This window comes from Xanthobacter sp. ZOL 2024 (genome assembly GCF_052932325.1).
On the sequence record NZ_CM128808.1, the window covers coordinates 4,821,992 to 4,847,972 of the forward strand.

21 protein-coding genes and 2 pseudogenes are annotated in these 25,981 nt (G+C 65.3%); 12 read left to right on the forward strand and 11 right to left on the reverse strand.

Features of this window, described 5'->3' with window-relative positions; genetic code table 11:
- Positions 1-539: 539 nt before the first annotated feature.
- The 6 genes from ACU4E7_RS22130 to traA form a co-directional block, all read right to left on the reverse strand.
- Positions 540-2,171, reverse strand: a complete 1,632-nt coding sequence (locus ACU4E7_RS22130; RefSeq protein WP_447020169.1) for a recombinase family protein — start codon at positions 2,169-2,171, stop codon at positions 540-542.
- Complete coding sequence (locus tag ACU4E7_RS22135; RefSeq protein WP_063112035.1) at positions 2,168-2,629, reverse strand: type II toxin-antitoxin system VapC family toxin; 462 nt, start codon at positions 2,627-2,629, stop codon at positions 2,168-2,170. The genes ACU4E7_RS22130 and ACU4E7_RS22135 overlap by 4 nt, the downstream gene beginning before the upstream one ends.
- Positions 2,626-2,874 carry a type II toxin-antitoxin system Phd/YefM family antitoxin gene (locus tag ACU4E7_RS22140; protein ID WP_082772848.1) on the reverse strand — a complete coding sequence of 83 codons (249 nt, stop codon included), beginning with the start codon at positions 2,872-2,874 and terminating at the stop codon, positions 2,626-2,628. Before ACU4E7_RS22140 ends, ACU4E7_RS22135 begins: the two co-directional genes overlap by 4 nt.
- A gap of 86 nt (positions 2,875-2,960) precedes the next feature.
- Positions 2,961-3,107, reverse strand: coding sequence for a hypothetical protein (locus ACU4E7_RS22145; protein WP_229644492.1), 147 nt, complete (start codon positions 3,105-3,107; stop codon positions 2,961-2,963).
- A gap of 85 nt (positions 3,108-3,192) precedes the next feature.
- Positions 3,193-3,411, reverse strand: coding sequence for a helix-turn-helix transcriptional regulator (locus ACU4E7_RS22150; protein WP_063112037.1), 219 nt, complete (start codon positions 3,409-3,411; stop codon positions 3,193-3,195).
- 128 nt (positions 3,412-3,539) lie between these two features.
- Positions 3,540-6,455, reverse strand: a complete 2,916-nt coding sequence (traA, locus tag ACU4E7_RS22155) for a Ti-type conjugative transfer relaxase TraA (protein ID WP_063112038.1) — start codon at positions 6,453-6,455, stop codon at positions 3,540-3,542.
- Positions 6,456-6,626: 171 nt separating this feature from the next.
- On the opposite strand from traA, the gene ACU4E7_RS22160 reads away from it, so the two are divergent.
- Both ACU4E7_RS22160 and ACU4E7_RS22165 read left to right on the forward strand, forming a co-directional pair.
- Positions 6,627-6,953, forward strand: coding sequence for a conjugal transfer protein TraD (locus ACU4E7_RS22160; protein ID WP_197430434.1), 327 nt, complete (start codon positions 6,627-6,629; stop codon positions 6,951-6,953).
- A 1-nt stretch (position 6,954) separates the two neighbouring features.
- A complete protein-coding gene (locus tag ACU4E7_RS22165) occupies positions 6,955-7,182 on the forward strand; it encodes a conjugal transfer protein TraD (RefSeq protein WP_063112040.1) in 228 nt (75 codons plus the stop codon).
- 266 nt (positions 7,183-7,448) lie between these two features.
- Here ACU4E7_RS22165 and ACU4E7_RS22170 read toward each other — a convergent pair whose 3' ends face one another.
- Together ACU4E7_RS22170 and ACU4E7_RS22175 are read right to left on the reverse strand one after the other, a co-directional pair.
- Entirely contained in the window at positions 7,449-8,444 is a 996-nt protein-coding gene (locus tag ACU4E7_RS22170; RefSeq protein WP_063112041.1) for a phosphonate dehydrogenase, read from the reverse strand.
- Between the two features lie 26 nt (positions 8,445-8,470).
- Complete coding sequence (locus tag ACU4E7_RS22175) at positions 8,471-9,340, reverse strand: LysR family transcriptional regulator (protein WP_166657128.1); 870 nt, start codon at positions 9,338-9,340, stop codon at positions 8,471-8,473.
- 332 nt (positions 9,341-9,672) lie between these two features.
- Between ACU4E7_RS22175 and ACU4E7_RS22180 the strand changes: the two genes are divergently transcribed.
- From ACU4E7_RS22180 to ACU4E7_RS22200, 5 genes are all read left to right on the forward strand, one after another.
- Positions 9,673-10,554, forward strand: coding sequence for a phosphate/phosphite/phosphonate ABC transporter substrate-binding protein (locus ACU4E7_RS22180; RefSeq protein ID WP_082772847.1), 882 nt, complete (start codon positions 9,673-9,675; stop codon positions 10,552-10,554).
- Between the two features lie 96 nt (positions 10,555-10,650).
- Positions 10,651-11,532 carry a phosphonate ABC transporter, permease protein PhnE gene (phnE, locus tag ACU4E7_RS22185; RefSeq protein WP_063112043.1) on the forward strand — a complete coding sequence of 294 codons (882 nt, stop codon included), beginning with the start codon at positions 10,651-10,653 and terminating at the stop codon, positions 11,530-11,532.
- A gap of 21 nt (positions 11,533-11,553) precedes the next feature.
- Positions 11,554-12,357 carry a phosphonate ABC transporter ATP-binding protein gene (gene phnC / locus ACU4E7_RS22190; protein WP_082772846.1) on the forward strand — a complete coding sequence of 268 codons (804 nt, stop codon included), beginning with the start codon at positions 11,554-11,556 and terminating at the stop codon, positions 12,355-12,357.
- Positions 12,341-13,834 (forward strand): NADH-ubiquinone oxidoreductase-F iron-sulfur binding region domain-containing protein, encoded by a 1,494-nt coding sequence (locus tag ACU4E7_RS22195; protein ID WP_063112044.1) that lies wholly within the window; start codon positions 12,341-12,343, stop codon positions 13,832-13,834. Before phnC ends, ACU4E7_RS22195 begins: the two co-directional genes overlap by 17 nt.
- Positions 13,831-16,512: a molybdopterin-dependent oxidoreductase gene (locus ACU4E7_RS22200; protein WP_063112045.1), complete on the forward strand. Its 2,682-nt coding sequence runs from the start codon at positions 13,831-13,833 to the stop codon at positions 16,510-16,512. The genes ACU4E7_RS22195 and ACU4E7_RS22200 overlap by 4 nt, the downstream gene beginning before the upstream one ends.
- Before the next feature lie 135 nt (positions 16,513-16,647).
- Here ACU4E7_RS22200 and ACU4E7_RS22205 read toward each other — a convergent pair whose 3' ends face one another.
- Entirely contained in the window at positions 16,648-17,340 is a 693-nt protein-coding gene (locus tag ACU4E7_RS22205; RefSeq protein ID WP_447021690.1) for an IS5 family transposase, read from the reverse strand.
- Positions 17,310-17,522: pseudogene (locus ACU4E7_RS22210) on the reverse strand (transposase); the annotation flags it as partial. The gene ACU4E7_RS22205 and the pseudogene ACU4E7_RS22210, both read right to left, overlap by 31 nt.
- An 826-nt stretch (positions 17,523-18,348) precedes the next feature.
- Between ACU4E7_RS22210 and ACU4E7_RS22215 the strand changes: the two are divergent.
- The 4 genes and pseudogenes from ACU4E7_RS22215 to ACU4E7_RS22230 form a co-directional block, all read left to right on the forward strand.
- Positions 18,349-19,106 (forward strand): IS5 family transposase gene (locus ACU4E7_RS22215; protein ID WP_133866454.1). Its coding sequence is split into 2 segments (ribosomal slippage): positions 18,349-18,685 and positions 18,685-19,106, totalling 759 coding nucleotides; the frame shifts between segments, so codons are not numbered across the junction.
- A gap of 129 nt (positions 19,107-19,235) precedes the next feature.
- On the forward strand, positions 19,236-22,520 hold the full coding sequence (locus ACU4E7_RS22220) for a S8 family serine peptidase (protein WP_082772844.1): 3,285 nt from the start codon (positions 19,236-19,238) through the stop codon (positions 22,518-22,520).
- Positions 22,471-23,004 (forward strand): autotransporter outer membrane beta-barrel domain-containing protein, encoded by a 534-nt coding sequence (locus ACU4E7_RS22225; RefSeq protein WP_063112050.1) that lies wholly within the window; start codon positions 22,471-22,473, stop codon positions 23,002-23,004. The genes ACU4E7_RS22220 and ACU4E7_RS22225 overlap by 50 nt, the downstream gene beginning before the upstream one ends.
- A gap of 223 nt (positions 23,005-23,227) precedes the next feature.
- Positions 23,228-23,560, forward strand: a pseudogene (locus tag ACU4E7_RS22230) (IS110 family transposase); the annotation flags it as partial.
- Positions 23,561-24,089: 529 nt separating this feature from the next.
- Here the strand turns inward: ACU4E7_RS22230 and ACU4E7_RS22235 are convergent.
- Positions 24,090-24,847 (reverse strand): IS5 family transposase gene (locus tag ACU4E7_RS22235; protein ID WP_447020170.1). Its coding sequence is split into 2 segments (ribosomal slippage): positions 24,090-24,514 and positions 24,514-24,847, totalling 759 coding nucleotides; the frame shifts between segments, so codons are not numbered across the junction.
- Between the two features lie 21 nt (positions 24,848-24,868).
- Between ACU4E7_RS22235 and ACU4E7_RS22240 the strand changes: the two genes are divergently transcribed.
- On the forward strand, positions 24,869-25,711 hold the full coding sequence (locus ACU4E7_RS22240; RefSeq protein ID WP_447020171.1) for a hypothetical protein: 843 nt from the start codon (positions 24,869-24,871) through the stop codon (positions 25,709-25,711).
- Positions 25,712-25,981 lie beyond the last annotated feature (270 nt).

Consider the following 25,981-nt stretch of genomic DNA (forward strand, 5'->3'; position numbering starts at 1 on the left):
CCTTTGCAAACAGGGGTACTCCGGCCCGATCGTTTGCCTCGATAAACCCTGAAGCACAGTCCCGTTGGAAGCGGAGATACGGCGCCTGCTGCGGCTGCTGTGCCCTGGTTCAGAACGGTGAGATAGCGCCACCATCGCACGACGCGTCCGTCGCAGGGCATGTTCAGATCGGTTGCCAACGAACGGGAAGTGAAAGCGAGGGCTCGGCGGCAGGATGAAAGACGGGAGCTGTCCCGGTGCTTGGAAAGGAAGGCCGGATCGCCGCAGCGAGGCATAGGGGGCTACCGACCTCGTGGCACGCCAGAGGCCGAGGGAGCCAGGGGCGCCAAGCCGCGCGTCTCATACCCTGTCGAATTTTGGGGCAGACGGGATTCGGATGCAGGTAGGGGCTGCGTCACGACCCTGCCAAGGCGGCCAATCAGCTTTCAGCACGGGGACAAAAACGGGCGTCCCCCACCCAGCCACCAAGACAGCTATTAGTTGAAATGGTGCGCCGCGCCGGGCGATGATGAGAACTATGTCTACGCCATAGCCCTCCTTTAAGCGGAGTTCGAATCCCTCGCGTTCCGCCACTTCAGTCCCTGAGTGGGCACTGCGCTTACGCCGCCGCCCGACACCAGCGCCTGAAGCAGCTGGGTCTTCGATCCCATGATCCGAACCTCGCCGTCCGCGACCTCGACACGCTGGGCTAGCGCGCGCAGGTGGTCGCGGCGGTAGCCGCCGCCTTCGAGGCGGATGCGCTGGCGGGCTGTCTTGGCGAAGGTGCGGACCATTTGCGGGGTGACGGCCTTGGAGCCGGAGCTGTCGAGCATGGCCTGGGCGCGCTCGGCGTCGGCCTTGGCCTGATCGCGGATGGCCTTGAGGCCGTCGATGCGGTCCTTGAGCGCCGGATCGTCGATGTCGGCCACGCCCGCCTCAATGGCATCGTAGAGGCGTTTCAGGCGCAGTTCCGATTCGGTAGCACGCTTGTTCAGTTCGGCGATGTGCTCGCGGCGGCGCTGGGATTGCTCCTGCCTGCGGTCGAGAACACTGGCGAGGATGGCTTCCAACCGCTCGGGCTGGAGAAGCTGGCTTTCAAGGTGATCGGCGACAAGATTGTCCAGCTTGTCCATCGGCACAGCCATGCCCTCGCAGGCGGTCGGTCCCTGCCGCGCCTTCATGGAGCAGGCATAGTAACGATAACGCCCGCCCTTGCCGGTGCGGATGGTCATGGCGCCGCCGCACTTGGCGCAGTGGATCAGGCCGGTGAGCATGGTCGGGCCGCTGATAACGGCGGAAGGGATGAGCTTGGGGTTGCGGGCCTTCAAGAGCGCCTGCACGGTGTCGAACGTCTCGCGGTCGATGATCGGCGGCACCGGAACCGTGACGATCTCGCTGACGGGTTTCAGTTCCTTGGTCTTGCTGCGCTTGTTGAACTCATGCTCGCCCATATAGGTGCGACGGGTCAGGATGCGGTGAACCTGACCGATGCCCCAGCGCCCGCCGTCGCGGGTGAAGATGCGGCGGCTGTTGAGATAGGAGACGATGTTCTTGACGCCCATCTGGCCGGTGGTGCCGTCACCTTCCAGCGCAAGCCGATAGATCAGCCGTACCGTGTCGGCGTGCAGCGGATCGATTTCGAGCTTCTTCTTGACCTTGGCCCCGCGCTGCTCGGCGGCGACAACCCGGTAGCCGATAGGTGGGAGCGCGCCGTTCCAGAAGCCTTGCCGGGCGTTCTCCTTTAAGGCGCGCATGACGTGCTTGGCGTTTTCCTTCGACTGGTATTCATCGAACAAAGCCATGATCTGGCGCATCATGACGTGCATGGGGTCGTCCCCCATTTCCTGAGTGATCGAAACCAGCTTGACGCCGTTCTTCGCCAGCTTGCGGACATAGAACTCCAGTTCGAAGTGATCGCGGAAGAAGCGGCTGAACGAATGGACTACGACGACATCGAATGGCGCGGGCTTGCTGGTCCCCGCCTCGATCATGCGCTGGAACTCGGGGCGGCGGTCGTTGGTGGCGGATGCGCCTGGCTCCACATAGGTTTCGACAAGCTGATAGCCGCGTGAGGCGCAGTAGGCTTCGCCCTGCCGCTTCTGGTCGGGGATGGAAACGTCATGCTCGGCCTGCCGCGCCGTCGAAACCCGAAGATAAAGGGCGGCACGCAGAGGGATTGTGGAAGCGGTCATGCCGGGCCTCCTTGTGCAGCCGCCTCGTCAGGCGACAACACGGCGACGCCGAACGGAAGGAAATGCTTCGTGTTTCGGGTGACGATGACGAGTTCATGCGCTGCGGCGATACCGGCAATCACGGCATCGGCCATTCCGGGGTCGTGACCGGCCGCAAGCGCCTTCGCCTCCAGCCGCCCGCCGATTGCGGCGGCCTGCGCGTCGAAGCCAATGATCTTGTCATCGTATGTGGAGACGAGACCACTGAGCCATGCTTGCAGGCTCGCGGCTTTCGTCGTCGCCCCCTTGTGGTCGAGGAGCGCGATTCCCTTCTCGATCTCGTGGATAGAAACGACCGACAGAAATAGCCGACCATCGGCGTCCATACGGTCCAGCCAGGTGAGGAAGTCAGTGGATGCTTCCGCCTTCGACGGCGCGAGCATGGAGACGACGTTGGTGTCGAGAAGGAAGCCGCTCAAAGCTCGACATCCCGCGATGGTTTGCGGTTGCGCGGGAACTCTCCGCCTGGGAACGTCCTGAGATAACTGACAAGGCCCGCCCGTTTACGTTCGAGCGCTTTGCGCGCGATCTCCGCCGCCTCAACCGAGACCAGGGCCGCAACGGGTTTGCCATGACGGGTGATGGTCACGATTTCTCCTTTGACGGCTTCATCGACCAGGCTCGAAAATCCAGCCTTGGCGTCTCTGAGGTTGATGGTCAGCATGTTGCGCCCTCACATATGTAGACACTTGTGACTACAAGTAGTCTGTCGGAGGGCAGATTTCAACGTCGATTTCGACGCCTGAAGCATCAGCCGCCGGAACAGAATAGTTCATCGAACAGGTCGCCGAACCATTGCTCGAACACCTCGATCTCAGCCTCTGTGACCGGAACGGGGCGCGGCCAATCGTCGGTGACGGTCCAGATGGACAGGTCGTGTTTGGGCGGTCGGCCCATGGGAACATGGTATCCCAGCAGCGCCTCAAGCTGCTCCGACGCTGTGGGCGGCCTGACGCGCCGGGCGCGGGAGCGCGCTCCGCGATCAGACGCCATCGCGGCCGCGCCCGCTTCCGGGCCGCCACGCCACGGGGTTGGCGACCCAACGGTCGATGTCGGATTCCCGCCAGCCCGCGCCGTTGATGCTGATCTTGATCTGGGGCGGGAACGTACCCTCGGCGATCTTGCGGTAGATGGTGGACCGGGACAGGCCGGTGCGGTCGCGGACGGTGTTCATGCGGATGATACGATCTGGCTGGCGCATGGCTGGGCTGCCTCCTGCTGGCTTTTCGTGGGACTGCCAGGAGAGGCAAAGGCAAGGGTTTATTGTTGTGCAATAGGGATTTAGCCGTCGTAGGGCCGTGGCGCAGAGGGGGCGGTAAATAGGACGGTTTACAGCCCGAGACCCCGGCCCCGGCCAAGCCCGAACGTGAGGGTGAGGTCACGGGCGACGCCCATTCCCGAATCGAATGAGATGCCGAGTTCGCGTTTGCGGTTGGCGAGCAGGGATTCCATCTGCGGGTCGCGTTCGAGGCTCTGCGCCATGTTCCCCATCGCCGCCCGCGCCGCCCTGTGACCTGCATAGTCGCCCGCCGCATAGCGTTGGTCGCTGGCCCGGTGGAGTTTCTGCCAGCGCTCCACGAAACGGTCGGCTCGCAGGCCGGGATCGGTGCGCAACTCGGTTTCCAGTTGCAGGGCGTGGATCGCGCGCCGGGCGTCACCTGACGCCGCCTCCGCCGCAAGCTGCGGGTTTTTCTTGTAGGCCGCTTCGGCGTCATGCGAGCCGTGGGGGCGCACCTCCTCGAACCGCTGGCGCGCCTCCTGCAATTCCCTGACCTGATCAGGTCTGGCCTCGCCGCCCTGATCCTGCGCCGCGAAGATCGCATCGACGGCGCGGGCATGACGGACGAGCGCCCGCCCACGCGCCCGGCGTAACGCCGCCTCCGGGTCTTCCTCCACCTTCCTTTCCGGCCCCTGTCCGTCTGCGGCGGGCAGGCGCAAGTCGTCGAAGATGCCGCGCACCTTCTCGGGAACTCGGCGGGCGATCTCCACAACACGCTCGACGTGCTCGCGGAAGGTGATGCCGCGCCGCTCGGCGTAATCCTGGGCCGGGTCGATCCGCTGGTAATCCGCTGCCATGTCCTTGGCGCGGTCGCGCGACAGGGTGTTGATAAGCCGGTCCCGGCTGGCGAAGTCGTCGTGGCCGTAATGCAGGTCCATGCCGTCGCGGTGTCTTGACAGGGCGACATAGCTGCCATGGCGGTCCATGCCGGGCGTCGCCAGCACATGGGCGCGGTCCACGGTCATGCCCTGCGCCTTGTGGATCGTGGCGGCATAGCCGTGGTCGATCTTGTTGTAGCCCTTCAGGTCGAACGTGACATTGCGCCCATCGTCGGCGCGGACGGTCATGCTCTGCCCGCTGACCTGCTCAATGGTGCCGAGCGTGCCGTTCTTCACGCCAAGGCTGCGCTCGTTTTGCAGGAACATAATGCGGTCGCCGGTGGCGAAATTCCGCACGCCGCGTTCGGCGGCGATATGCACATCCGCGCCAAGCTCGCCTGCATCGCGCACCCGTTCGCGGGCCGCCTCGTTCAATTCCCGCACGTCAGCATTGGTGTGGGTGAGGATGATACGGGTTGCGTCTGGGCTGGCCTGCCGGTCACGGTCCCAGCGGTCGATCAGGTCACGCCGCGCTTCTTCCCGCGTTCCAGCCTCATGCACCATGTCGCGGGCGCGGTAGGCGTTCAGGGCTTCGCCCGTCCGGCCGCTGGCGAGGTCGCGGGTCGCCTCACGCTGCCAGTCCTCATGCTGGCGGCGAACCTCGCTGATCTCCGCGCCGCCGTGGCGTTCGTGGATCGAGCGGAACGCCGCGCCCGCCTCGATGGATTGAAGCTGTTCCGGATCGCCGACCAGCACCACCTTCGCGCCGGCCTCGGCGGCATGGGACAGCACGCGCTCCAACTGCCGCGTGCCGACCATCCCGGCCTCGTCGATGACAAGCACGTCGCGGCTGGTGAGCATGTCGCGGCCCTGCGACCAGCGATGCTCCAGGCTGGCGATGGTGCGCGAGGCGATGCCCGATCCGCCTTCCAGACTCTCGGCGGCGATGCCGGAGAGCGCCGCGCCGCGAACCTCATAGCCCGCCGCTTCCCAGGCTTCGCGCGCCACACCCAGCATCGCGCTCTTCCCCGTCCCGGCATAGCCGACGACAATCCCAAGGTCGCGCCCGTCCGTGACATGCGCCAGCGCCTCGGTCTGCTCGCCGGAAAGGGTCAGCCCGCGATCCGCCGCGCGCGCCAACGCGGCTTCTCGGCCCCTGTCATTCACCTCATGGCGTTCGCGCTCGGCCATCATCGCGGTGGCGCGATGCAGGCGCTGTTCGGCCTCGATCATGCCGCGGCTGGTGAAGCGGTCCTGCCCAACATCGTCCTTGCCGAGTTCGACAAGATCGGGCGCGCCGCGCATCGCGCCCATGACCTCGTTGAACTGGTCGATGCCATCGCTGTGCCGGTGCGCGAACATCGCCATGTCGCGCCGTGTAAAGGTCGATTGCTGCTGGGTGATCGCGTCCAGGGCGATGTTCGGGTTCTGGATGATGCGCGCGCCGTTCTCGCGGGCGATGCGCCGGTGATCCTCGGCGCGGTCGGCCTCGATCCCGGTAGCCTCGATGCGCTGCGCCGGTGCGCCGATCTTGGTCTGCGGCTCAAGACCGATGCCCTGCGCCTCAAGGCTGCGGTGGTCGATCCGCGCGTCGATGTCGAGTTCGGCAAGACGCTCGTTGACGTGATCGGCCCAGCGTTCGCGCCAACGTTCGACCAGCTCGGTGCGGTTCCACTCCCGCACCTTCTGGCCGAACCCGTTGTCGTCCACGCTGCGCATGGTCAGCATGACATGGGCATGGGGTTTCGGCATTCCGTCTTCGCCGATATCCCAATGCACGTTCACATCGGCGATCATGCCCTGATCGACAAATTCGGCTTGGGCAAAATCGCGGGCCAGTTCGACGCCTTGGCGCTCCGTCATCTCACGCGGAAGGGCGAACTCCACCTCGCGGCAAAGCTGGGCGTCCTTCCTTTTCTCGAACGCCTCGACATCGTTCCAAAGCTTTTCGCGGTCGTTCCATTCCTCCGGTGCGTTCTCCGGCAGCATGACCTCGGAATGGACGACGCCGCGCTTGGCGGAAAAGTCCTGATCGCGGCCCAGCCGGTCGTCGCGCAACCGCGAGGCCGAGCGGTAGGCGGCGGCAGCCACCACGCTGCGGCCCGCCGCGCGTCCGATGACCTGAACGGAGAAATGGTAGATCGCCATGGCGACCGACCAGATACTGCTCCCAAGCGCACGTCGGAACGACGTATAAGCGCGCCCTAGAAATGAATTTCTCGGGACGGTCCGCGCCGTTCCAGGCCGTCCCGGCAACCTTACAGCATTCCGGCCGACACGAAACTATCATCGCTCCATCCATTGCTTATGGAGACGACGATGCGGAAACCACGGGACTATGGCGCTGAACTGAAGGCGCTGGAGGACAAGGCGCGGGAACTTAAAACGCGCAAGGTGCAGCAACTCGGCGAACTGGTGATCTTGACCGGAGCCGACGCGCTCACCGTCGACGAACTGGCGGGCGCGCTGATCGTGCTGGCCGAAACCAAGGACGCCGGAAAGAGGGAGGCGTGGGCCAAGCGCGGGGCCGCGTTCTTTCAAAGCCGGGCGCGGCGATCTGCATCGGCATCTGACCGCGACGCGGGCGGCGCTCAACCGCAACCGGACGGTGCGCAACCGGCATCAGGCAGCACGAGCGCGGCATGATATGCGAACCTGGCAGGTCGAACGCCGCCAACGCACGCGGCATCTGATCGAACTCGGCGGTCTCGTCGTCAAAGCCGGGATCGTGGACCTGACCTGCGATGATCGCGCCATCATCTACGGCGCCCTGCTCTGGGCGGCCGACAAGCTCCAAAGCGATGAACGCGACAAGGCGTTGGCGCTCTGGGCCGACAAGGGAAAGCAGGCGTTCGAGCATGAAGCTACGGCATGAATCCCATCACCGCGCAGGATCGGCATGGCAGGGTATGACCGATGGCGGGCGGCGCGGAGACATCACATATCGCAGCGCCACCCGTCATCGCGCGGCAACGCCGCGCAACGGCGACGCACATCACGGGCTCGAGGTTTCGCGCACCTCGCGCAAGGCCCGGCTGAAGAGGTGATTGAAGATGCGATCGCAATTTCCGCATTGGTCATGATGATGCTTTGAAGGCTGCTGTCGCGCTGGTATTGCTTGATGGCCACCGACGGGCCGTGTCAGGCGGCAGAGCGATCGTGCGAAGGTGGCTCCCGCTGCAATCCGTCCAGATGGCGCAGGATGTTGCGAGCGGCGGCGAGGGCGATGTCCCGCCGCACGCTGTCGACCGCCGAGCCAATGTGGGGGGTCAGAACCGTGCGGGCATGAGAGAGCAGTCGCGGCTCGACGCCGGCGGGCCGATCAGGCCGGGCCCAGTCCTCCGTCTCGAACACGTCGGCCGCATACCCGCCGAGATGGTTCGCCTCTAGGGCGTTGGCGACCGCCGCCTCGTCCACCAGCGATCCGCGGGCGGGGTTGATGAGGAGCGCGCCCGGCTTCATGGCCGCGATCGCCGCCGCATCGATCAGGTGGCGCGACTCCGCGTTCAATGGCAGCGCCAACACCAGATAGTCACTGCGTGCCAGCAACTCTGCCAGATCGCGCCGCAGGAGCCCCTGCGCATCCTCCGCGGCGGGAGAAAGCGGGTGCGCGTCGCAATAGGAGATGCGGCAGCGGAATGGCCGCACGCGGTGGGCGATGGCCTGGCCCACGGCACCCATGCCCACGATGCCCACCTCCGCCCCATCGAGCCCCATGCCGTAGAGTACCGGCCGCCAGCCGGCGAACGGGTGCTGGCGGATCAGCCGGTCGCCGGCGAGCAGATTGCGGCCGAGGGCGATCATGAGGCCGACGGCGAGTTCTGCGGTGGGCGCGGTGAGCAGGTCGGGCACGATGGTCACGTCGACGCCGCGCGCCCGGCACGCCTCCATGTCGAAATTGTCTGCTCCCTTCAGGGCGCAGGCGACGACCTTCAGATCCGGGCAGGCTTCGAGGAAGGCGCCATCCACGTGGTCCGTCATGAAGGCCAGGATGGCGTCGGCGTCGCGCGCGCGGCGCAGGAGTTCCGCGCGCGGCCACGGCTCGCGGGTGGTGTTGGCCTCTACCGCACCGCGGGTGGAAAGCAGATCTAGCACCTCGGGGTGGACCCAGTTGGTGACGAGGGTCTTGCGAGCCATGGATGTCTCTTGCGGCAGGAGTGGGATCAAGCGGAGGCGAGGCAGAAGGTGGCGAAGCGCCGGGCCATGGAGGATTGCGGGCTTTCGCGGCCGAGGCCGATGAACAAGGTCTTGAAGATGTCGGCCTCCTCCAGTTCCAGCATGGTGAGCGTGCCGGCCTTCACCTCCTCGGCCACGGAATAGGCGAACACCACGGAAAGGCCGAGCCCGGCCTTGACCGCCTCCTTCACGGCGGCGGTGCTGCCGAGTTGGCGTGCCACGCGCAGGCGCCCAGCATCGGGCCCGAACATGCCGGCGAGCGCCCGGCCGGTGCCGGTGCCGGGCTCGCCGCCGATGATGGGATGGTCGAGCAGTGCCTGGCGCGGAATGCAGCGCTCCTTCGCGAGCGGATGGTCGGGGCCGGCAATCACCACCAACTTCTCTCGGCGCCAGCCCTGCCATTCCACGGCCGGGTGGTCCTCGCTCCATTCGGTGAGAGCGATGTCCGCCTCGCCGGCGATGAGGGCGTCCACCGCATGGCGGTTGGTGGTGATGACGAGGTCCACCGTGCCGGGCCGATCCAGGTCGCGCTCGAACACGGCGATGAGGCGCGGCGCAAGATAGACTCCTACGTTGCCGCTGGCATGCACCACCAGGCGGCGATCGGAGACGACGGCGCGGGCACGGTCGGCGCTGGCTATGAGGGAGCGGGCCTTCGGCAGGAACAAATCGCCGTCACGGGTGGGGACCGCGCGGCTGCGGTTGCGCACCACGAGGGGCACGCCGACGAACTCCTCGAGCTTGCGCAACTGCTGCGAGACGGCCGGCTGCGAGCAGGCAAGGCGCTCCGCTGCCGACTGGATGCCGCCCTCATCGATGACCGCCAGAAAGGTCTGAACCTGAGACAGATTCAGCATGCGCATGCCCCCGCCCTTGTGCGGCCACAGCCGCTCCATCCCTTGCACCGGAATGTATGCATTAAACGAATGTATGTTGCAACTTCATATTTAATTGGCATTTCCCGCACGTTGGTGAGCTCATTCATATTGTGTCGGAAACATATGGATAAAATCGCATCCGCGCGCCCTCTTCGCCGCCAGCGTCATCAAAATGAAATGCAATTGTTGTCTATTTTTCATTGAGATATGTAATCTATCTGCCGCCAAGAAGGCGCCCACGGAGTTGCATCGTGCGGCAGCCCCGCCGGCGGGCCGTCTCGGCGCGCACGCCATAAACCCATGAGGTCGACATGATCACGCGTCGTCGCTTCGGGGCGCTTGCCGCCTCCGCGCTCTCGCTTCCCCTCGTTTCCGGTGCCGCGCACGGCCAGCAGATGCGCGACGGCAAGCTCCACCTGCGCTTCGCCATCGCCCCCCTGCGGCCAACTCCCGCCATCACCATCAAGGAATTTGAACCGGTGTTCCGCTATCTGGCGGGCGAACTCGGCGCCACCTACGAGTTGGTCAGCCCGGAGAGCTGGGCTGCCATCTCGGTGGCCATGAGCAACGGCCACGTGGATGTGGGCTGGCTCGGCCCGTGGGGCTACGTGCTGGCCAACCAGCACGCCGGCACCGAGGTGATCGCCACCGCCAAGTATCGCGGCAAGCCGTTCTACCACGCCATCATCGAGGGGCGGCCGGATCTCCCCATCAAGGAGTTTCCAAAGGATGCCAGGGGCATGAAGCTGTCCCTAAGCGACCAGGGCAACACCTCCGGCTGGCTCATCCCCTACGCCTTCCTGGTGAAGAGCGGCATCGATCCGCGCGACTTCTTCCAACTGCGCGAGGGGGCCACCTTCGGCAACAACGTGTCCATGATCCAGCAGGGCCTCATCGACCTCGGTTCCGACATGGACCGCGGCCGCAACGGCATGATCGAGGCCGGCGAGATGGATCCGGCCAAGGTGGTCGTCTACTGGACCTCCCAGGAACTGCCCAATGACGCAATCTGTGTGCCCAAGGGCTTCGACCCGGCGTTGAAGACGAAGATCCGCGACATTCTCGTCTCCCTCCCGGAGGACAAGGCGCAGGCGCTCATGGGCAGCGGCTACAACGGCTTCGTGCCAGCCACCCATGCCGATTACGGCATCATAGAGGAAGCCGGCCGCGTCACCGGCAAGCTGAAGTCCTGATCCGCGCGGGCCGGTGCCTTCGGGCACCGGCCACGTCGCGCCCGGCATGAAGCCGGGCGTCCGTTTCATAGCGCGCCGAGCCAGGGGAGACCGTCCATGACCATCGCAAGCTTCGAGGAGACACGCTACGTCGAGCCGGCCCGGTCGCTACTAACGTGGCACAATCTGCGGCGGGGGCTCGTCTTCCTCGCCGTGACCCTGTTCCTCGGGATGTGCTTCGCGGCGGCGAAGGTGGACCTGGCGAAGCTCGTGGACGGGCTGCCGAAGATCGCCTCCTGGTTCCAGCAGATGTTTCCGCCGGACGTACGGGATATCGACCGGGTGCTGCGCGACGCATTCCAGACCCTCGCCATGGCCACGGTGGGCACCATCGGCGCCCTTCTCGTGTGCATCCCACTGGTGCCGCTTGCCGCGCGCAACACCACGCCGAATCTTCTGGTCTATCGTTTGGTGCGGGCGGTGTTCGGGGTGCTGCGCGGCACCGAGATCCTGGTATTCGCCCTCATCTTCGTGGCGGCGGTGGGGTTCGGCCCTTTCACTGGCGTGCTGGCCGTCATGTTCAACATGGTGGGCGCCCTCGGCAAGCTGCTCACTGAGGTGATCGAGCCGGCCGATCGCGGCCCGGTGGAGGCGTTGGAGCTCACCGGTGCCGGCCCGGTGCGCGCGTTCCGCTACGCCCTCCTGCCGGACGTGTGGCCGAACATCGTCGCCGTCACCCTCTACATCTGGGAGTTCAACGTGCGCGCCTCCACGGTGCTGGGCATCGTCGGTGCCGGCGGCATCGGCCAGACGCTGAAGGACTCCATCGACCTGCTCGACTTTCCTAAGTTGGCCACCGTGCTGGGCGTCATCCTCGCCATGGTGATCGCCATCGACACCCTGAGCGCCCACTTGCGCCGTCTCGTGCTGAGCCCCGAGACCGCCGCCACCCGCGCCGGCACGCCGACGCGCCTTTTCGAAGGCGAAAGCCGCGCCTGAGCGGCCCATGGGAGTTGACCGATGAAGAGCATCGCCCCTGCGCATCTGCCGCACGACCGTTCCCTGGGCGAGGAGGAGGGTGCCGCAATCGTCGTGCGCGACCTGAGCAAGGCGTTCGACGGTCGCGTGGTGCTGGATCGCGTCTCCTGCACCGTGCCTGCCGGCCAGTTCGTGGTGCTGCTCGGCCCCTCCGGGTGCGGCAAGTCCACCCTGTTCCGCTGCCTGACCCGCCTGGTGGAGCCGGATGCCGGAAGCGTCACCATCCGCGGCACCGAGGTGACTGCCCTGAAGCCCGCTGCCCTTGAGGCGCTGCGCCGGGAGGTGGGGTTCGTGTTTCAGCAGTTCAATCTGGTAAAGCGCTTCAGCGCCATCGACAACGTGCTGGCGGCCCGGCTCGCGACGACGCCCCTGTGGCGGGTGCTGCTGCGCCGCTTCCGCGCGCGGGACCGGCAATTGGCGCTCGCCTGCCTCGACAGCGTGGGCCTCATGGACCAAGCCTATCAGCGCGCGGAGCGTCTTTCCGGCGGGCAGCAGCAGCGGGTCGCCATCGCCCGCGCCTTCGCCCAGCAGGCGGAACTGATCCTCGCCGACGAGCCCATATCCAGCCTCGATCCGGAATCCTCCGAGAACGTGCTGCAGATCCTGCAGCGGGCGGCGCGGGAGCGCGGCTTCTCGGTGTTGTGCAGCCTGCATCAGGTGGATCTCGCCGTGCGCTACGCCGACCGCATCATCGCCCTGCGCCAGGGGCGCCTGTTCTTCGACGGCCCGGCGGCCGCCTTCACCCCCGGCCTGCGGGAGGACCTGTATCGTGCCGCCCGTTCCTGAGACCGCGACGCCCGCTGACACCGCAGAATGGGCCGCGATCGCCACCGTGCTTGCCCGCGGCGATGATCGCGGCCGGCTTCTGGAAATCCTGCTGGAGGTCCGCGACGCCAAGGGCGGGATCGGCATCTCTCAGGCCGGGCTTCTGGCGCTGGCCGAGCGCCTGCGCCTGTTCCCCTCCGAGGCATACGAGGTGGCCACCGCATTTCCGGCGGTGAACTACGCCGCCACCACGCCCTATGCCGCCGACGGCTGCGGCGATCTGGTGTGCGGCCTGCTGCACGGCGCGCTCGGCGCCGGAGTGTGCCGCAACCGTTGTGACGGGCCCCGCCCCGAACCCGTTCCGCGCTCCTTCGCGGCCTACCGGGCGGCAGGGGGCTACGGGCAGCTCGGCCGCATCATGGCCGATCCCGGCGCGGCGGCGCAGATGTTGGAGCGGCTGTCGGTGCACCAGGCGGTGGGGCGGGCGGGCGTCGGCTTCCCGGTGGCGGAGAAGTGGCGGCAGGTGATCGCTGCCGGCGGCACGCCGGTGGTCATCGTGAACGGCGACGAGGGCGAGCTTGCCATCTTCAAGGACCGCTTCATCCTGGAGAACGACCCGCACGGCGTGATCGAGGCGGCCCTGGTGGCCGCGCGGGTGATAGGCGCGGACCAGGTGTTCCTCTACGTGCGCGACGACTACGTCCCCATCCACGCCATCCTGCGTCAAGCGCTGATGGAGGTGGCGGGGGCCGGCCTCGCGGAGGGCCTCGCCCTGGAGCTGCGGCGCAGCGGTGGTGCTTTCATCTGCGGCGAGGAAACGGCGCTCATCGCGAGCCTCGAGGGACGCCCGGCCCGCCCTGTCGAGCGCCCGCCCTTTCCCACCGCCTGCGGCTATCTCGGCCGGCCCACCTTGCTGCACAACGTGGAGACCTTCTATCGCGTCACTGCAGCGTGGGGCGGCACGCTGGGCTCGCCTGCCTCGGCCCTCCTGGATCCCGAGGTTCGGCTGTTCAGCGTCTCGGGCCGGGTGTGCGCACCGGGGCCGAAGCCGATGCGCGGTCTGTTGCGCCTCGCCGACCTGGTGGAGATCGCCGGTGGAATGCAGGACGGCCATGCCCTCGGCGGCATGGTGATCGGCGGATCGGCGGGGGCGCTGGTGAGCGCCGCAGACTGCTACAGGCCGCTTGCCGATCTGCTGGACGAAGGGCTGCGCCTCGGCACGGGCGGGGCGATCGTGTTCGGCGCGACAGACGAGCCGCGCGCCATTGCCGCCCGCATGGCGGCCTATCTGGCACGGGAGAGCTGTGGCCAGTGTGGGCCCTGCCGCATCGGCACCGCGCACGCCTCGCGCGCCCTGGCTGCGCCGGGCCCGCTGGATCAGCATCTTCTCGAAGACCTCGCAGCGGTCATGGGCGAAGCCTCCCTGTGCGCGCTCGGGCGCAATGCGGGCCGCTTCCTCGGGCGGCTGTCCATCCCCGGCCGCGGTGTTAGCGCATGAGCCTCATCAACTTCACCATCGACGGCCAGCCCGTTGCCGCGCAGGACGGGCAGAGCCTGCTGCAGGCGGCCACCGCCGCCGGACTCGACCTACCTCACCTGTGCGCTTCTACGCGCGATGGCTTCGCGCCCATGGGCAGCTGTCGCACCTGCCTGGTGGAGGTGGAGGGCGAAGCCGAGTTGGTTCCTGCCTGCCGCCACAGGGTCCGGACCGGACTCGCCGTGCGCACCGACACGCCGCGCGCCGCGCGGGTGCGGCGGCTCGCGGTCAGCCTGCTCGCCTCCGAGATGAGCGCCGCGGCGAAGGCGCGCCACCCCGACACGCCGTTCCTCGATCTCGTCGCGCGCACCGGAGCCGATCCCGATCGCTTCGGCCACCGGGCGGCAGGCCGTCCCGCGGATGCCAGCCACCCCGCCATTGTCCTCGACCCGGAGGCGTGCATCCGCTGCGGCAAGTGCCGGGCGGGATGCCGTGACGTGCAGGTGAATGGGGTCATCGCCCTCGCCGGGCGAGGCGACGGCATCCACGTGACATTCGATGCCGGGATGGCCATGGGGGAGAGCAACTGCGCCTCCTGCGGGGAATGCGCCCAGCTCTGCCCCACCGGCGCGCTGGCGCCCAAGGCGCTGGAGCGGGCCGGTGGACGGACCGCGGTGACGGCCAAGGGCGAAACGGTCTGCCCCTTCTGCAGCGTCGGCTGCCGGGTCACCCTGCATATGGTCGACGACGAGGTGGCGTGGGCGGAAGGTGCCGACGGCCCGGCGAACCGCGGTCGGTTGTGTGTCAAGGGCCGCTTCGGCTTTTCCTACCTGAGGCATCCGGATCGCCTCACCGTGCCCCTGGTGCGCCGGGCGGATGCGCCCAAGGATCCGGCCCTCGCCCTGCGCGGCGCCGCGGTGCTGGACCTGTTCCGTCCCGTTGACTGGGACGAGGCGCTGGACACCGCCGCTCGTGGCTTCGCCCGGTTGCGCGCGGCGCACGGCCCCGGATCTCTGGCGGTGCTAGGGTCGGCAAAGGGTTCGAACGAAGATGCCTATCTCCTGCAGAAACTCGCACGCATGGGCTTGGGCACCCCCCATGTTGACCACTGCACACGCTTGTGCGCCTCGGTGCCGCCGCTGGCGGAGGCCACCGGCTTCGCCGCCGTGACCGCCCCCATCGAGGAGATCGCCTGCGCCGAGGTGGTGCTGATGGTGGGCAGCAACCCGGACAGCAACCATCCGGTGGCCGCCTCCTTCATGAAGAATGCCTTTCGGCGTGGGACGAAGCTCATCCTGGTGGATCCCGGCATTCAGGCCCTGTCGCGGTTCGCCACCCATCACCTCAGGACGGCCCCGGGGACGGATGTGGCCCTGCTCTCCGCCATGACGCGCGTGGTGATTGAGGAGGGGCTCCACGACCGGGATTTCGTCTCTGGGCGGCTGGAGGGCTTCGAGGCGCTGCGCGCGCGGGTCGCACCTTTCACGCCGGAGATGGCGGCCGGCCTCACGGGCGTTCCGGCGCAGGACATCGTGGCCGCCGCCCGCCTGTTCGCCGGGACGCGCGCGGCCATGACCTTCTGGGGCATGGGTGCCTCGCAGCACGCCTTCGGCGCGGACAACATCCGGGCCGTCATCGCCCTCGCTCTCGTGTGCGGGCAGGTGGGTCGTCCCGGCGCGGGCCTCCATCCCCTGCGCGGGCAGAACAACGTGCAGGGCTCCTGCGACGCCGGCCTGTTGCCCAACTATCTCCCCGGCTACCGGCCGCTTGCGCAGGCAGGTCACACGGTGGTGGAAATGTTCGATGCGGCCCGTCGAGGGGCGGTGCGCGGGCTCTATGTGGTGGGTGGCAACCCGGCCATGGCCAACCCGGACCTCGCCGTCACCCGCGCCGGGCTGGCCTGCCTGGAGCATCTGGTGGTGCAGGATATCTTCCCCACCGAGACCGCGGCCTTCGCCGATGTGATCCTGCCCGCAGCGGCGCTGGCGGAGCGGGCGGGTACCGTGACCAATACCGACCGACTGGTGCAACGCATCGCACCGGCGCTGCCCCTGCCCGGCGGCGCGCGACCGGACTGGCGCATCATTCGCGACATCGGCGCGCGCCTCGGCCTATCGTGGGCAAATCTGACTGTGGAGAGCCTGTTCGAGGACATGGCGCAGGAACTGCCCACCCTTGCCGGCTTCAGCTGGCGGATGATGGTCCAAGACGACCATGCGCGCTACCCCTTGCGCCCAGCCGGCGCCGGCGAGAGCCTGTTCGGCGATGATTTTCCCCGCGGGGCCAAGGCCGCCATCGTGCCTCTCGACGCGAGTGGTGCGGACGAGATGACGGACGCCGACTATCCCTTCATCCTGATGACCGGCCGCCTGCGCGAACACTGGCACACGGGCACCATGACCCGCCGCTCGCCGGTGCTGGAGGCCCTGAGCCCGGAGCCGCAGGCCCACATGCATCCTGACGACCTCGCCCGGCTGGGCGTGACCGTCGGAGGGGAAGTGGAGGTACGCACGCGCCGCGGGATGGTGCATCTCGCCGCTATGCCCGATCGGGCGGTGCGGCCGGGCGTCGTGTGGATGGCCATGTCCTTCTTCGAGGCGGCTGCGAACGAACTGACGGTGAACCGACTGGATCCCACCACCCGCGTGCCGGACTTCAAGTTCTGCGCGGCGGCGGTGGAGAAAAAAACATATACCTGACCACGATAGACTATAAGTTCCACGACACACTGCCGATCGCTGCCATATTAATGGCCAGATCTTCATATAATAATACTATATCTTATCGTTTATAATTGGCACCGAATTGGAAATTAATTGACCATCTTGCGCAATTCATGTGTAATCGGTTTGTGGAGTGCCACTGCGCCATATTAGGTTGTGTGGACGGATTTTGATGAGGATGAGGATGAGGATGAGGATGAGGATGAGGATGAGGATGAGGATGAGGATGAGGATGAAGCTGAAGGCGAGAGCGACGATGGCGGCGAAGCCGCATTCGGTCTTCTCGCAGCGCAGGGCGACGCGCTTGAAGCGCTTGAGCTTTCCGAAGCACTGCTCGATGCGGGCGCGCCCCCTGTAAAGCGCCTTCGGGAAGAAGGCTGGGCGCTCCTTCGCGTTGGATTTGAAAGGGATGGCGGACGCGATGCCGCGCGCCCGGGCGATGGCCCGGTTGGCCTTGGCGTCATAGCCCTTGTCGGCGAGCGCCGCGCGCGGCGTGACATCGGGACCCAGATCCAGCAGCAGCTTGAAGAGCGGACTGTCGCCGGCTTCCCCGCCGGTCAGGTGGAAGGCGATCGGCAGGCCGTCGAAGTCGCTCTTGAGGTGGATCTTGGTGGAGAAGCCGCCGCGCGAACGGCCGAGGGCTTGGCCGTCCTGCCCCCTTTTGCTCCGGCGGCGGAGACGTGGGCGCGCACCACGGTGGAATCGAACATCTGGACCAGATGGGCCGTGCGGCTCAGCGAGGCCAGGGTTTCGAAGTAAAGCTCGAACACGCCGGCCTGACGTAGCCGCCAGAACCGTTTCCAGACGCTATTCCACGCGCCGAACTCGGCAGGCAGTGCCCGCCAGGTGATGTTGTGCACAGTGAAATAGTGCATGGCTTCGAGGAACTTGCGATCGTCGCGACCCTTGTCGCCGCGCCGTGAACGGCAGGCGCGGAACACCTCCAGCGCCAGCGCCCAATCCTCGTCCGTCATCCGCGTCAGCATGGTCGATCTCGCCAAAAGCCGACCCGCTATGAATCACCGAAAGGGGCAGAAGGGAATCCCCTCTGCCTAAACCCACCGCAATCCGTCCACACGGCCTAGCGTGAGGTGTCGAGGCCTTACACCAATTGATTATAATATCGATCCGACCGCAACCCAATATATCCAGAGATAGTTTCTGAAAGTTGCTTAAATTTTCTGGACAAGCAGATTTTATGAACCGTAACCTAGACTAATTAGGTGACGAATTTTTCCATTGCCGCCATGCTCGATGGCTCTCCGAGCCAATGAGTGACAAAGGGATAGAGATACAATGCCTGACATGCTGGGCTGCGCTCGCTCTCCACCAGCGGCGAGCGACAGGCGATGCCATGTTACCGGCAGCCGCCGACCAGGGCTTTCACATCCCTGGCACCAGCACTCAAACTGAGCGATAGCTCAACAAAAAAGCACCCAAGAGAGCGATTGGCTGCACGTGTGCGCATCAAGATTCCTGCGCGACTGATGTGCCATGTCTGGCGCCGAAGGCAATCGTCGCGTCCCCTTTCTGCCATCATAGACCCTCCCACGCCCAAGTCGCGGGTGACCGGCAAGCTGACCTGAATTTCGAGCATTCGGTCCACTCCGTCACGGATGGCCGATCCTGTTTCCTATCAAGCGGTGAGTGGAATGCGCGTGAAAAGGCTTGTTCGATCAATCCCAACGGATCGCAGGGGCCGGCGGACATCTATCGCCTCGCTGCTGCGGCACACCGGCCTAGGGCTCGGACCCATAAAATAATTGGCCTTCGCAGCATGTTGTGATTCATCAGTCCGTGGAGGATCTGATGATGAGCGGAGACCGTTTCTGGCTCACGGATGCGCAGTTTGCGCGGCTTGAGCCGTATCTGCCCAGGGACACGCGCGGCAAGCCGCGTGTCGATGACCGGCGGGTGATCAGCGGCATCGTGCATGTCCTGAAATCGGGCGGCCGATGGATCGACGCGCCGCCCGAATATGGGCCGCGCAAGACGCTCTACAACCGCTTTGTCCGATGGGCTGCCAAGGGGATCTGGACAGACCTCTTCCATGCTCTCGCCAGCGCAGGAGGTCCTCCCGCCCAGGTGCTGATCGACAGTTCTGCGGTCAAAGCTCATCGCTCCGCTTCTGGTGGAAAAGGGGGGAGAGCAGTCAGGCGATCGGCCGCTCGCGGGGCGGGCGCACGACCAAAATCCATGCGCTGACAGACCGCCACTGCCGACCGGTCGCATTCCTGCTGACCGGCGGACAGGTCGCAGATTGCACCGCTGGAGCGGTTCTGCTGCGCCAGATGTCCAGTGCCCGCATCCTCCATGGTGACAAGGGCTACGATAGCGATGCGATCCGCCGACAGGTCGAGGGCATGGGCGCCATGCCGAACATTCCGCCCCGCTCCAACAGGCTCTGGAAGAACTGCTTCTCTCCCGTGCTCTACCGCGACCGAAACGCCATCGAGCGCATGTTCTGCCGCCTGAAAGACTTCCGGCGCATCGCCACACGATATGACCGCCTCGCCATCAACTTCCTTGCAGCAGTCAGCATCGCGGCAACCGTCAGCTACTGGTTATGAGTCTGGACCCTAGGGCTGGCCGCGCTCGGCGCGTCGGTGTCGCATAACGCCTTGGCGCAGAGTCTGTCCACCGCCGATCCCGCGAGTTGGCGCACGCCGGAATACAAGGCCGATTGGGGCTTGGAAGCCATGCACGCCGCCAACGCCTATGCGGCGGGCTACACCGGCCTGGGTGTGACGGTGGGTGTTGTTGATTCAGGTGTCTATAGTGCCCACCCGGAATTCGCCGATGGCCGCGTCAAGCCGCTCACCATCACCGGGACCTTCGGATCGGACGGCTTCTATTTTATGGACGGGTCCGGAAAGCCGCAGAATCAGTCGCCACAACCAAGCTTCTTCAAGGCGGGTGATTCTTATACCGCTCCGGGAACGTACAGCCCCATCTACAACGATCCACACGGGACACACGTCACAGGGACGATCGGGGCCTCCCGAGACGGCGTCGGCATGCAAGGCGTGGCGTTCAATGCCAATGTCTACGTCACCAACACACAAACGAACGACTCGGCACGATACGGAACGAACGTTGATTATGCCTACTTCAAAAACGCTTATGGTAGCCTAGCGGCGGCCGGCGCACGTGTGATTAATTCCTCTTGGGGCAGCCCGCCTACTGGAGACAATTACAACACCATCCAAGGCTTACGCACAGCTTATTCTAAATTTTCTGGCAAGCTCAGCTACGTCGACGCGCTTTCCGAGACCACAAAACAATACAATATTATTCAGGTATTTGCGGCGGGAAACACCGGATACAGCAACCCAAACGTTAGATCTTCGCTACCTTATTTCAGACCGGATCTTGAGAGCAATTGGCTTGCCGTAGGCGCAGCTGCTAAGGGGGGCAATGGCGGCCTAAATCCCGGAGATCTTGTCCTCGCGAGCTATTCAAATCGAGCCGGCGTCGCCAAATATTGGTACGTTGTCGCACCAGGCAGCGCTATCAACAGTACGGTTCCTACCTATGCGCCAGGCGCTCGATGGAATCTCGGTGAATGGGCTATCAATCCAAACAAGCAGACCGGCTACACAACAGTGAACGGCACCTCCATGGCCGCGCCCCATGCCACTGGCGCGCTGGCCCTGATCATGGAGCGATTTCCCTATATGACCAACCAGCAGGCCCGCGATGTCCTGCTCACCACGGCCTATCACCGCAACGTGGTCGCCGGCGTGGCGGATGCCAATCCCAATGCTCCCAACGCCGTCTGGGGTTGGGGCGTGATCGATCTCAATAAGGCCATGAATGGCCCAGGGCAATTTCTTGGCTCAGTCGCCGCGAACCTCCCGGCCGGCACCCGCGATACCTGGTCCAACAACATCTCCGAGGACGCCCTCATCCAGCGCAAGCAGGAGAATGACGCAGCGGCGGCCGCATGGGCAGCCCGCAAGGCCGCCCATGATCCGACACTCACCCCCGAGTGGCAGACCGAGATTCAGGTGGAGACCACGCGCGTCGCGGCTTTCGCCGATGTCCCTACCCGCGGCAGCCTGATTAAGGCCGGAGACGGCATTCTCACGCTCACCGGAACCAATAGCTATTCCGGCGGCACCACATTCGCTGGGGGTATTCTGTCGGTGGCCCGTGACGCCAACCTCGGCGCGGCGGCGGGGGGCCTTACCTTTGACGGCGGCATCCTCCAGGTCACCGGCACCAGCTTCACCACCACCGGCCGGGCCATCACCTGGGGCAACGGCGGCGGCGGCTTCGATATTGCCAGCCTGGACAATACCTTCACCCTGAACCAGTCCCTTTCCGGCACCGGCGGCCTCGCCAAGCTCGGGGCAGGAACCCTGGTTTTCACCGCCACCCACAGCTTCACCGGCCAGGCGACCCTCGCCGGCGGCGGCCTCCAGCTTACCGAAACCGCGAGCCTCATCGCCCCGGTCGTCACCTTGGCAGGAACCACCCTCACCAACGCAGGAACCCTGGCCGGCGGCGTCACCAATGCCGGCACCCTGATCACCACCGGCACCATTGCCGGCGGGCTCAGCAATACCGGCTTTGTCCAGGCCGCCGGCGTGCTCGCCGGAACGGTGAGCAATGCCTCCGGCGCAGCCGTCGCCCTCACCGGCAGCACCACAGGCATCACCCGCCTAAGCAATAACGGCGCCATCGATCTCGGCGGCACCGCCCTGACGGTCGGATCGCTCACCGGCACCACAGCCACCGCCGTTATTGGCAATGGCCAGCTCACGGTAGGCACAGACGGCAGCTCCGCCAGCTATGCCGGACAGATCGTCGATGGCGCCAGCCGCACCAGCCTCACCAAGGCCGGTGCCGGCACCCTCACCCTCACCGGCAACAACTCCTATACCGGCCTCACCACCGTCACCGGCGGCCTGCTGTCGGTGAACGGCGCCTTCTCCTCGACGCTGGCCATCGGCACCTCGGGCACCCTGCGCGGCTCCGGCACCCTCTCCGGCCCGCTGGTGGTGGCCGGGCGGCTGGCGCCGGGCAACTCGCCCGGCACCCTCACCGTCAACGGGCCGGTGACGCTCGCCAGCACCTCCACCTTCCAGACCGACATCGACGGCACCGGCACCGGAACCGGCGCGGGCAATTATTCCCGCCTCGTCACCACCGGCACCAACGGCACAGTCACCGTGGCCGGAACCCTGGCGCCCACCCTGCGCGGCATCACCGGCAGCGCAACCAACAGCTACACCCCGCCGCTGGGCACCAGCTTCACGGTGATCCAGAGCAGCGCCGGCCTCTCCGGCTCCTTCGCCGGCCTGGCCCAGCCGGCGAGCGGCCTGCCCGCCTCCACCCGCTTCGATGCCCTCTACGGCCCCACCAGCCTGGCGCTGGTGGTCACCCCGCTGTGGTACGGCAACCTGGCGGCCAACGGCCTGGCCACCACCGCCAATGCCAGCGCGCTCGGCAGCGCGGTGGACAGCATTCGCCCGGTGGCCGGCATTGCTCTGACCGGAGCCAATGCCGGGCTGTTCAACAGCCTCTACAGCCTGGCCCCGACGGCATTGGCCGCCGCCCTCAGCCAGATGACCGGCGAGGTCTATGCCTCCACCGCCGCCCAGACCTTCGATGACGCCCGCCAGGTGCGCGCCGCCATCAACGAGCGCCTGGACGACGCCACCGGGCCCAAGCCCGACAAGGCCACCGCCAAGCTCTCGTCGAGCCTGAACGTCGCCGTGTGGGCCACCGGCTACGGCGGCTGGGGCAATGCCTCCGGCGACGGCCTCGCCTCCCTGGGCTGGACCCAGAGCGGCTTCATCGCCGGTGCCGACGTCAAGGTGTTCGACACCACCCGCCTCGGCATCGCCGCCGGCTTCGGCCAGTCCGATGGCCATGTGGACAGCCTCAACTCCAAGGCCGACAACAGCCACACCGACCTGGCGCTCTATGGCGTCTCGCAACGTCGCCTTCGGCACCTTCTCCAACGGCCTGGGTAGCAGCTACAACGGCAACACCGCCCAGGTGTTCGGCGAAGTCTCGCGTCCGTTCGCTTTCGGACCGGCTCAGGTGTCGCCGTTCGCGGCGGTGGCCTATGTGAACCAGAACTTCGACGCCTTCTCCGAAACCGGCGGCGCCGCCGCACTCTCAGGCTCGGCGCAGTCCATGAGCACCACGCTTACCACCCTGGGCGCGCGGCTAAGCACCGACATGGTGGTGGGCAACGGCCTCTTCACCCCCAGCCTCAAGCTGGGCTGGCAGCATGCCTTCGGCGACGTGGACACGACGTCGGTGATGTGGCTGAACGGCTCCACCCCGTTCCTGGTCTCCGGCACGCCCATCGCCCGCGATGCGCTGGCGCTCAATGTGGGCCTCAGCTATGCCTTCAACGACGCGGTCAGCGCCGGCTTCGCCTATGACGGCGTGCTCGGCTCCGATGCGCAGAGCAACACGCTCAAGGGCAATCTGCGGGTCAATTTCTGAGCCATCCCCCAGACAAAGAGGACGGCATCCTGCATCGGATGCCGTCCTCATCACTGCCGATAACATGTATGGGTAAGTGGGTGTCCTGGCTCACCTTTTTTACGTAAGGTTACAGGGGATGTTCCGAGCCTGGAGGGCGTGAACTGATGGGGTGGATGCCCCCTCCTGCGGGCTCGTATTGTGTCCGGGCAGCGCCGTGGTGGCGCTTTCAAGGGAGGGGCACATGCCAGATGTTCATGTCCTTGCGATCGACCTGGCCAAGCGGAGTTTCCAGGTCTGCGGCACGGATCGGGGCGGGGCGGTTCTGTTCAACCGGACGGTGTCCCGCGCGAAGCTGATCCAACTGTTGAGCGCGCCGCCGCCTTGCATCGTGGCGATGGAGGCCTGCGCAACGAGCCATTATTGGGGCCGCGTCGCTCAAGGCCTTGGACGCCACGTGCGGCTGGTTCCGCCGATCTACGTGAAGCCCTTTGTGAAGCGGCAGAAGAATGATGCCGCTGACGCGGCCGCGATCGCCGAAGCCGCGCTGCGTCCGAACATGCATTGCGTCGCGGTTTGAAAAGTCATGGCTGCATGGGAAAGCACGTACCCTCGCACGCCAGCAACCGCGAACGCGAAATGCCATATCGAAAATACGAAAGTCATGTTGAATTTCGCGTCGTCCGACTTGAGGTGGTCCCCATACAATCAAAGCCACACGCTGCGCAATTCGTTCGATCTCGCGCGCAACATGGGGCGGCGAGCGATTTCATAGTGCTATAGCGAAAACGTAGTGATCATCACTATCGGACGCGGCCCGCCAAACACCGCCGATTGCCGCCGAAAATAGCCTATGTGCCGCCGATCACCGCATGCCACAAAGTTGGTGTAACGAACGCTCACGCCCCTGTCTTGCAAACCCTGAGGCTGAAGATCGCGGTGTTCGGCCCTGAGCCGTCCTTCACGCAAGGCGCGGCGGATGACCGGTTCCAGCCCCAATGCGGACTTACGGAGTGTCTGCTCTTGGGCCAGCGTTGAAACATGACAGCCGCGGGTGCCCACAACATCGGCTCCATGCAAGCCTTCGCGCGCACTAGGGTCGAGACTCATAACCAATAGCCGACGATCGCGGCGATGCAAACGGCGGCGAGGAAGTTGACGGCAAGGCGGTCGTATCGGGTTGCGACACGCCGGAAGTCCTTCAGCCGGCAGAACATGCGCTCAATGGCGTTGCGATCACGGTAAAGCACTGGAGAGAAGCATGGTTTCCAGCGCCGGTTGGCCTTGGGCGGGATGTTGGGCATGGCGCCGGCCTCTTCCACCTGACGGCGGACCGCGTTGCTGTCATAGCCTTTGTCTCCATGCAGGATGCGGGCTTTCGGCATCTGCTGGAGCAAGGTCGCCGCGGCCGTGCAGTCGGCCACCTGGCCGCCGGTGAGCAGGAAGGCGATGGGCCGACACTTGCGGTCGGTCAGCGCGTGGATCTTGGTCGTGCGCCCGCCGCGGGAGCGGCCGATGGCTTGGCTTCGCTCCCCCCTTTCCCGCCCGAGGCAGAGCGGTGGGCCTTGACGGCGGAACTGTCGATCAGCACCTGCGCGGGCGGCCCGCCCGCTCCGGCGAGCGCCTGGAAGAGCCCGCTCCACACACCCTTGGCGGCCCAGCGGACATAGCGATTGTAGAGCGTCTTGCGCGGGCCATAGTCGGCCGGTGCATCAACCCAGCGTCCGCCGGATTTCAGGACATGGATGATCCCACTGATCACCCGGCGGTCATCCACACGCGGCTTGCCGCGCGTGTCCGTCGGCAGATGGGGTTCGATCCGCGCAAACTGCGCATCCGTCAGCCAGAACAGGTCCCGATTCATCGTCTCTTCCTCTCGGAAGCCGTGAATCACAATCCAACCCCAACGCCAACCACTTTATGGGTCTGGACCCTAGTCGAACAGTTGGTCGAAGCATGCAGCAACGCAGATCAAACGACGGCAAAGAACGCCCAGCGCTTCATTGTGGGGCTGTCTTATCTGCGGCGGGACGACTTGACGTCTCACATCCGTAATCGTTTGGTCAAAGCAAAGGCGGAGAACTCGGACTACCGGAGCGTGATCATGCGGGCGGCGTCAGCCAATGCGGCCATTCTCGACGGCTACGACGCGCCATCGCAGATGAGAATTCGGTCTCTTTTGGAAGCGGCGGTCGATGAAACCAAGGCTTCGGTCGCAGTCACGCAATTAAGTCATCCTGTCTATCTGTTGGGGTCCATGCTCGAGACGCTTGGTGAAGCGAAGGTGCTCGCAGAATTCGCAGATATCGCCCACAAGATCGTTGATAAGTACAGCTACACAGGCTCGCTCGTGAAAAGGCTTGCAGGAGCGCCGGAGTTGAAAAAGCCTTGGCTAACAAAAATGAAAAAAGAAGCAGGCTCTTCAACCTTCGACACGGCGAACCGGTTTGCAGCCAACATCCCGGACATCGACGAGCTGTTGGGGGAATTGATTAAGTCCAAGGATGCCTTTGAAATCGTGGTTGCGGTCTGCGGTGCGGCTGACACAGGAGCGTTCACGTCCAAGGACTTGCGCTCAGGACGGTTCTTGGCTGCACCGAAACTTCGTGAGATGGCACTCACATTTGTCAAGAAGAGTGCGACGACGGCAGGCAAGATCGTGAAGGAAGCAGGCGTGGCTAAAGACCTGAAAGGTTTCCTCGAAACCTATCTGGATGATGAGAAGTGATTACAACGAATCCTGTCATGCATTCGTGATTGCCCTAAAGTCATTGCATGACGGCCTGATGATCCATGCACGTTTATTCTTTCAGGGGCGTGCGTTCACGCACATTTCCGGTCATTTCGACATAAAGTCACAAAGAGGTCGAATGCAACCTTGGGACTGTTGGATCGAGATGGGGCGCAGAGCCGTAGATCGTGCTGGCTGTCCGTAAGTCCGCTTGGTTCATCTGCTCGCCCGCAAGCGGCCATTCCCATTTCCACCCCTTAGTGGCCC

Bases quoted from the DNA above. Each gene is read 5' to 3' on its own strand.
- phnE (WP_063112043.1), top strand. From the start codon at position 10,651: ATGACCATCGCAAGCTTCGAGGAGACACGCTACGTCGAGCCGGCCCGG.
- ACU4E7_RS22180 (WP_082772847.1), top strand. From the start codon at position 9,673: ATGATCACGCGTCGTCGCTTCGGGGCGCTTGCCGCCTCCGCGCTCTCG.
- ACU4E7_RS22130 (WP_447020169.1), bottom strand. From the start codon at position 2,171: ATGACCGCTTCCACAATCCCTCTGCGTGCCGCCCTTTATCTTCGGGTT.
- phnC (WP_082772846.1), top strand. From the start codon at position 11,554: ATGAAGAGCATCGCCCCTGCGCATCTGCCGCACGACCGTTCCCTGGGC.
- ACU4E7_RS22150 (WP_063112037.1), bottom strand. From the start codon at position 3,411: ATGCGCCAGCCAGATCGTATCATCCGCATGAACACCGTCCGCGACCGC.
- ACU4E7_RS22200 (WP_063112045.1), top strand. From the start codon at position 13,831: ATGAGCCTCATCAACTTCACCATCGACGGCCAGCCCGTTGCCGCGCAG.
- ACU4E7_RS22225 (WP_063112050.1), top strand. From the start codon at position 22,471: ATGGCGTCTCGCAACGTCGCCTTCGGCACCTTCTCCAACGGCCTGGGT.
- ACU4E7_RS22220 (WP_082772844.1), top strand. From the start codon at position 19,236: ATGCACGCCGCCAACGCCTATGCGGCGGGCTACACCGGCCTGGGTGTG.
- ACU4E7_RS22145 (WP_229644492.1), bottom strand. From the start codon at position 3,107: ATGGGCCGACCGCCCAAACACGACCTGTCCATCTGGACCGTCACCGAC.
- ACU4E7_RS22170 (WP_063112041.1), bottom strand. From the start codon at position 8,444: ATGGCTCGCAAGACCCTCGTCACCAACTGGGTCCACCCCGAGGTGCTA.
- ACU4E7_RS22165 (WP_063112040.1), top strand. From the start codon at position 6,955: ATGCGAACCTGGCAGGTCGAACGCCGCCAACGCACGCGGCATCTGATC.
- ACU4E7_RS22175 (WP_166657128.1), bottom strand. From the start codon at position 9,340: ATGCTGAATCTGTCTCAGGTTCAGACCTTTCTGGCGGTCATCGATGAG.
- traA (WP_063112038.1), bottom strand. From the start codon at position 6,455: ATGGCGATCTACCATTTCTCCGTTCAGGTCATCGGACGCGCGGCGGGC.
- ACU4E7_RS22160 (WP_197430434.1), top strand. From the start codon at position 6,627: ATGCGGAAACCACGGGACTATGGCGCTGAACTGAAGGCGCTGGAGGAC.
- ACU4E7_RS22140 (WP_082772848.1), bottom strand. From the start codon at position 2,874: ATGCTGACCATCAACCTCAGAGACGCCAAGGCTGGATTTTCGAGCCTG.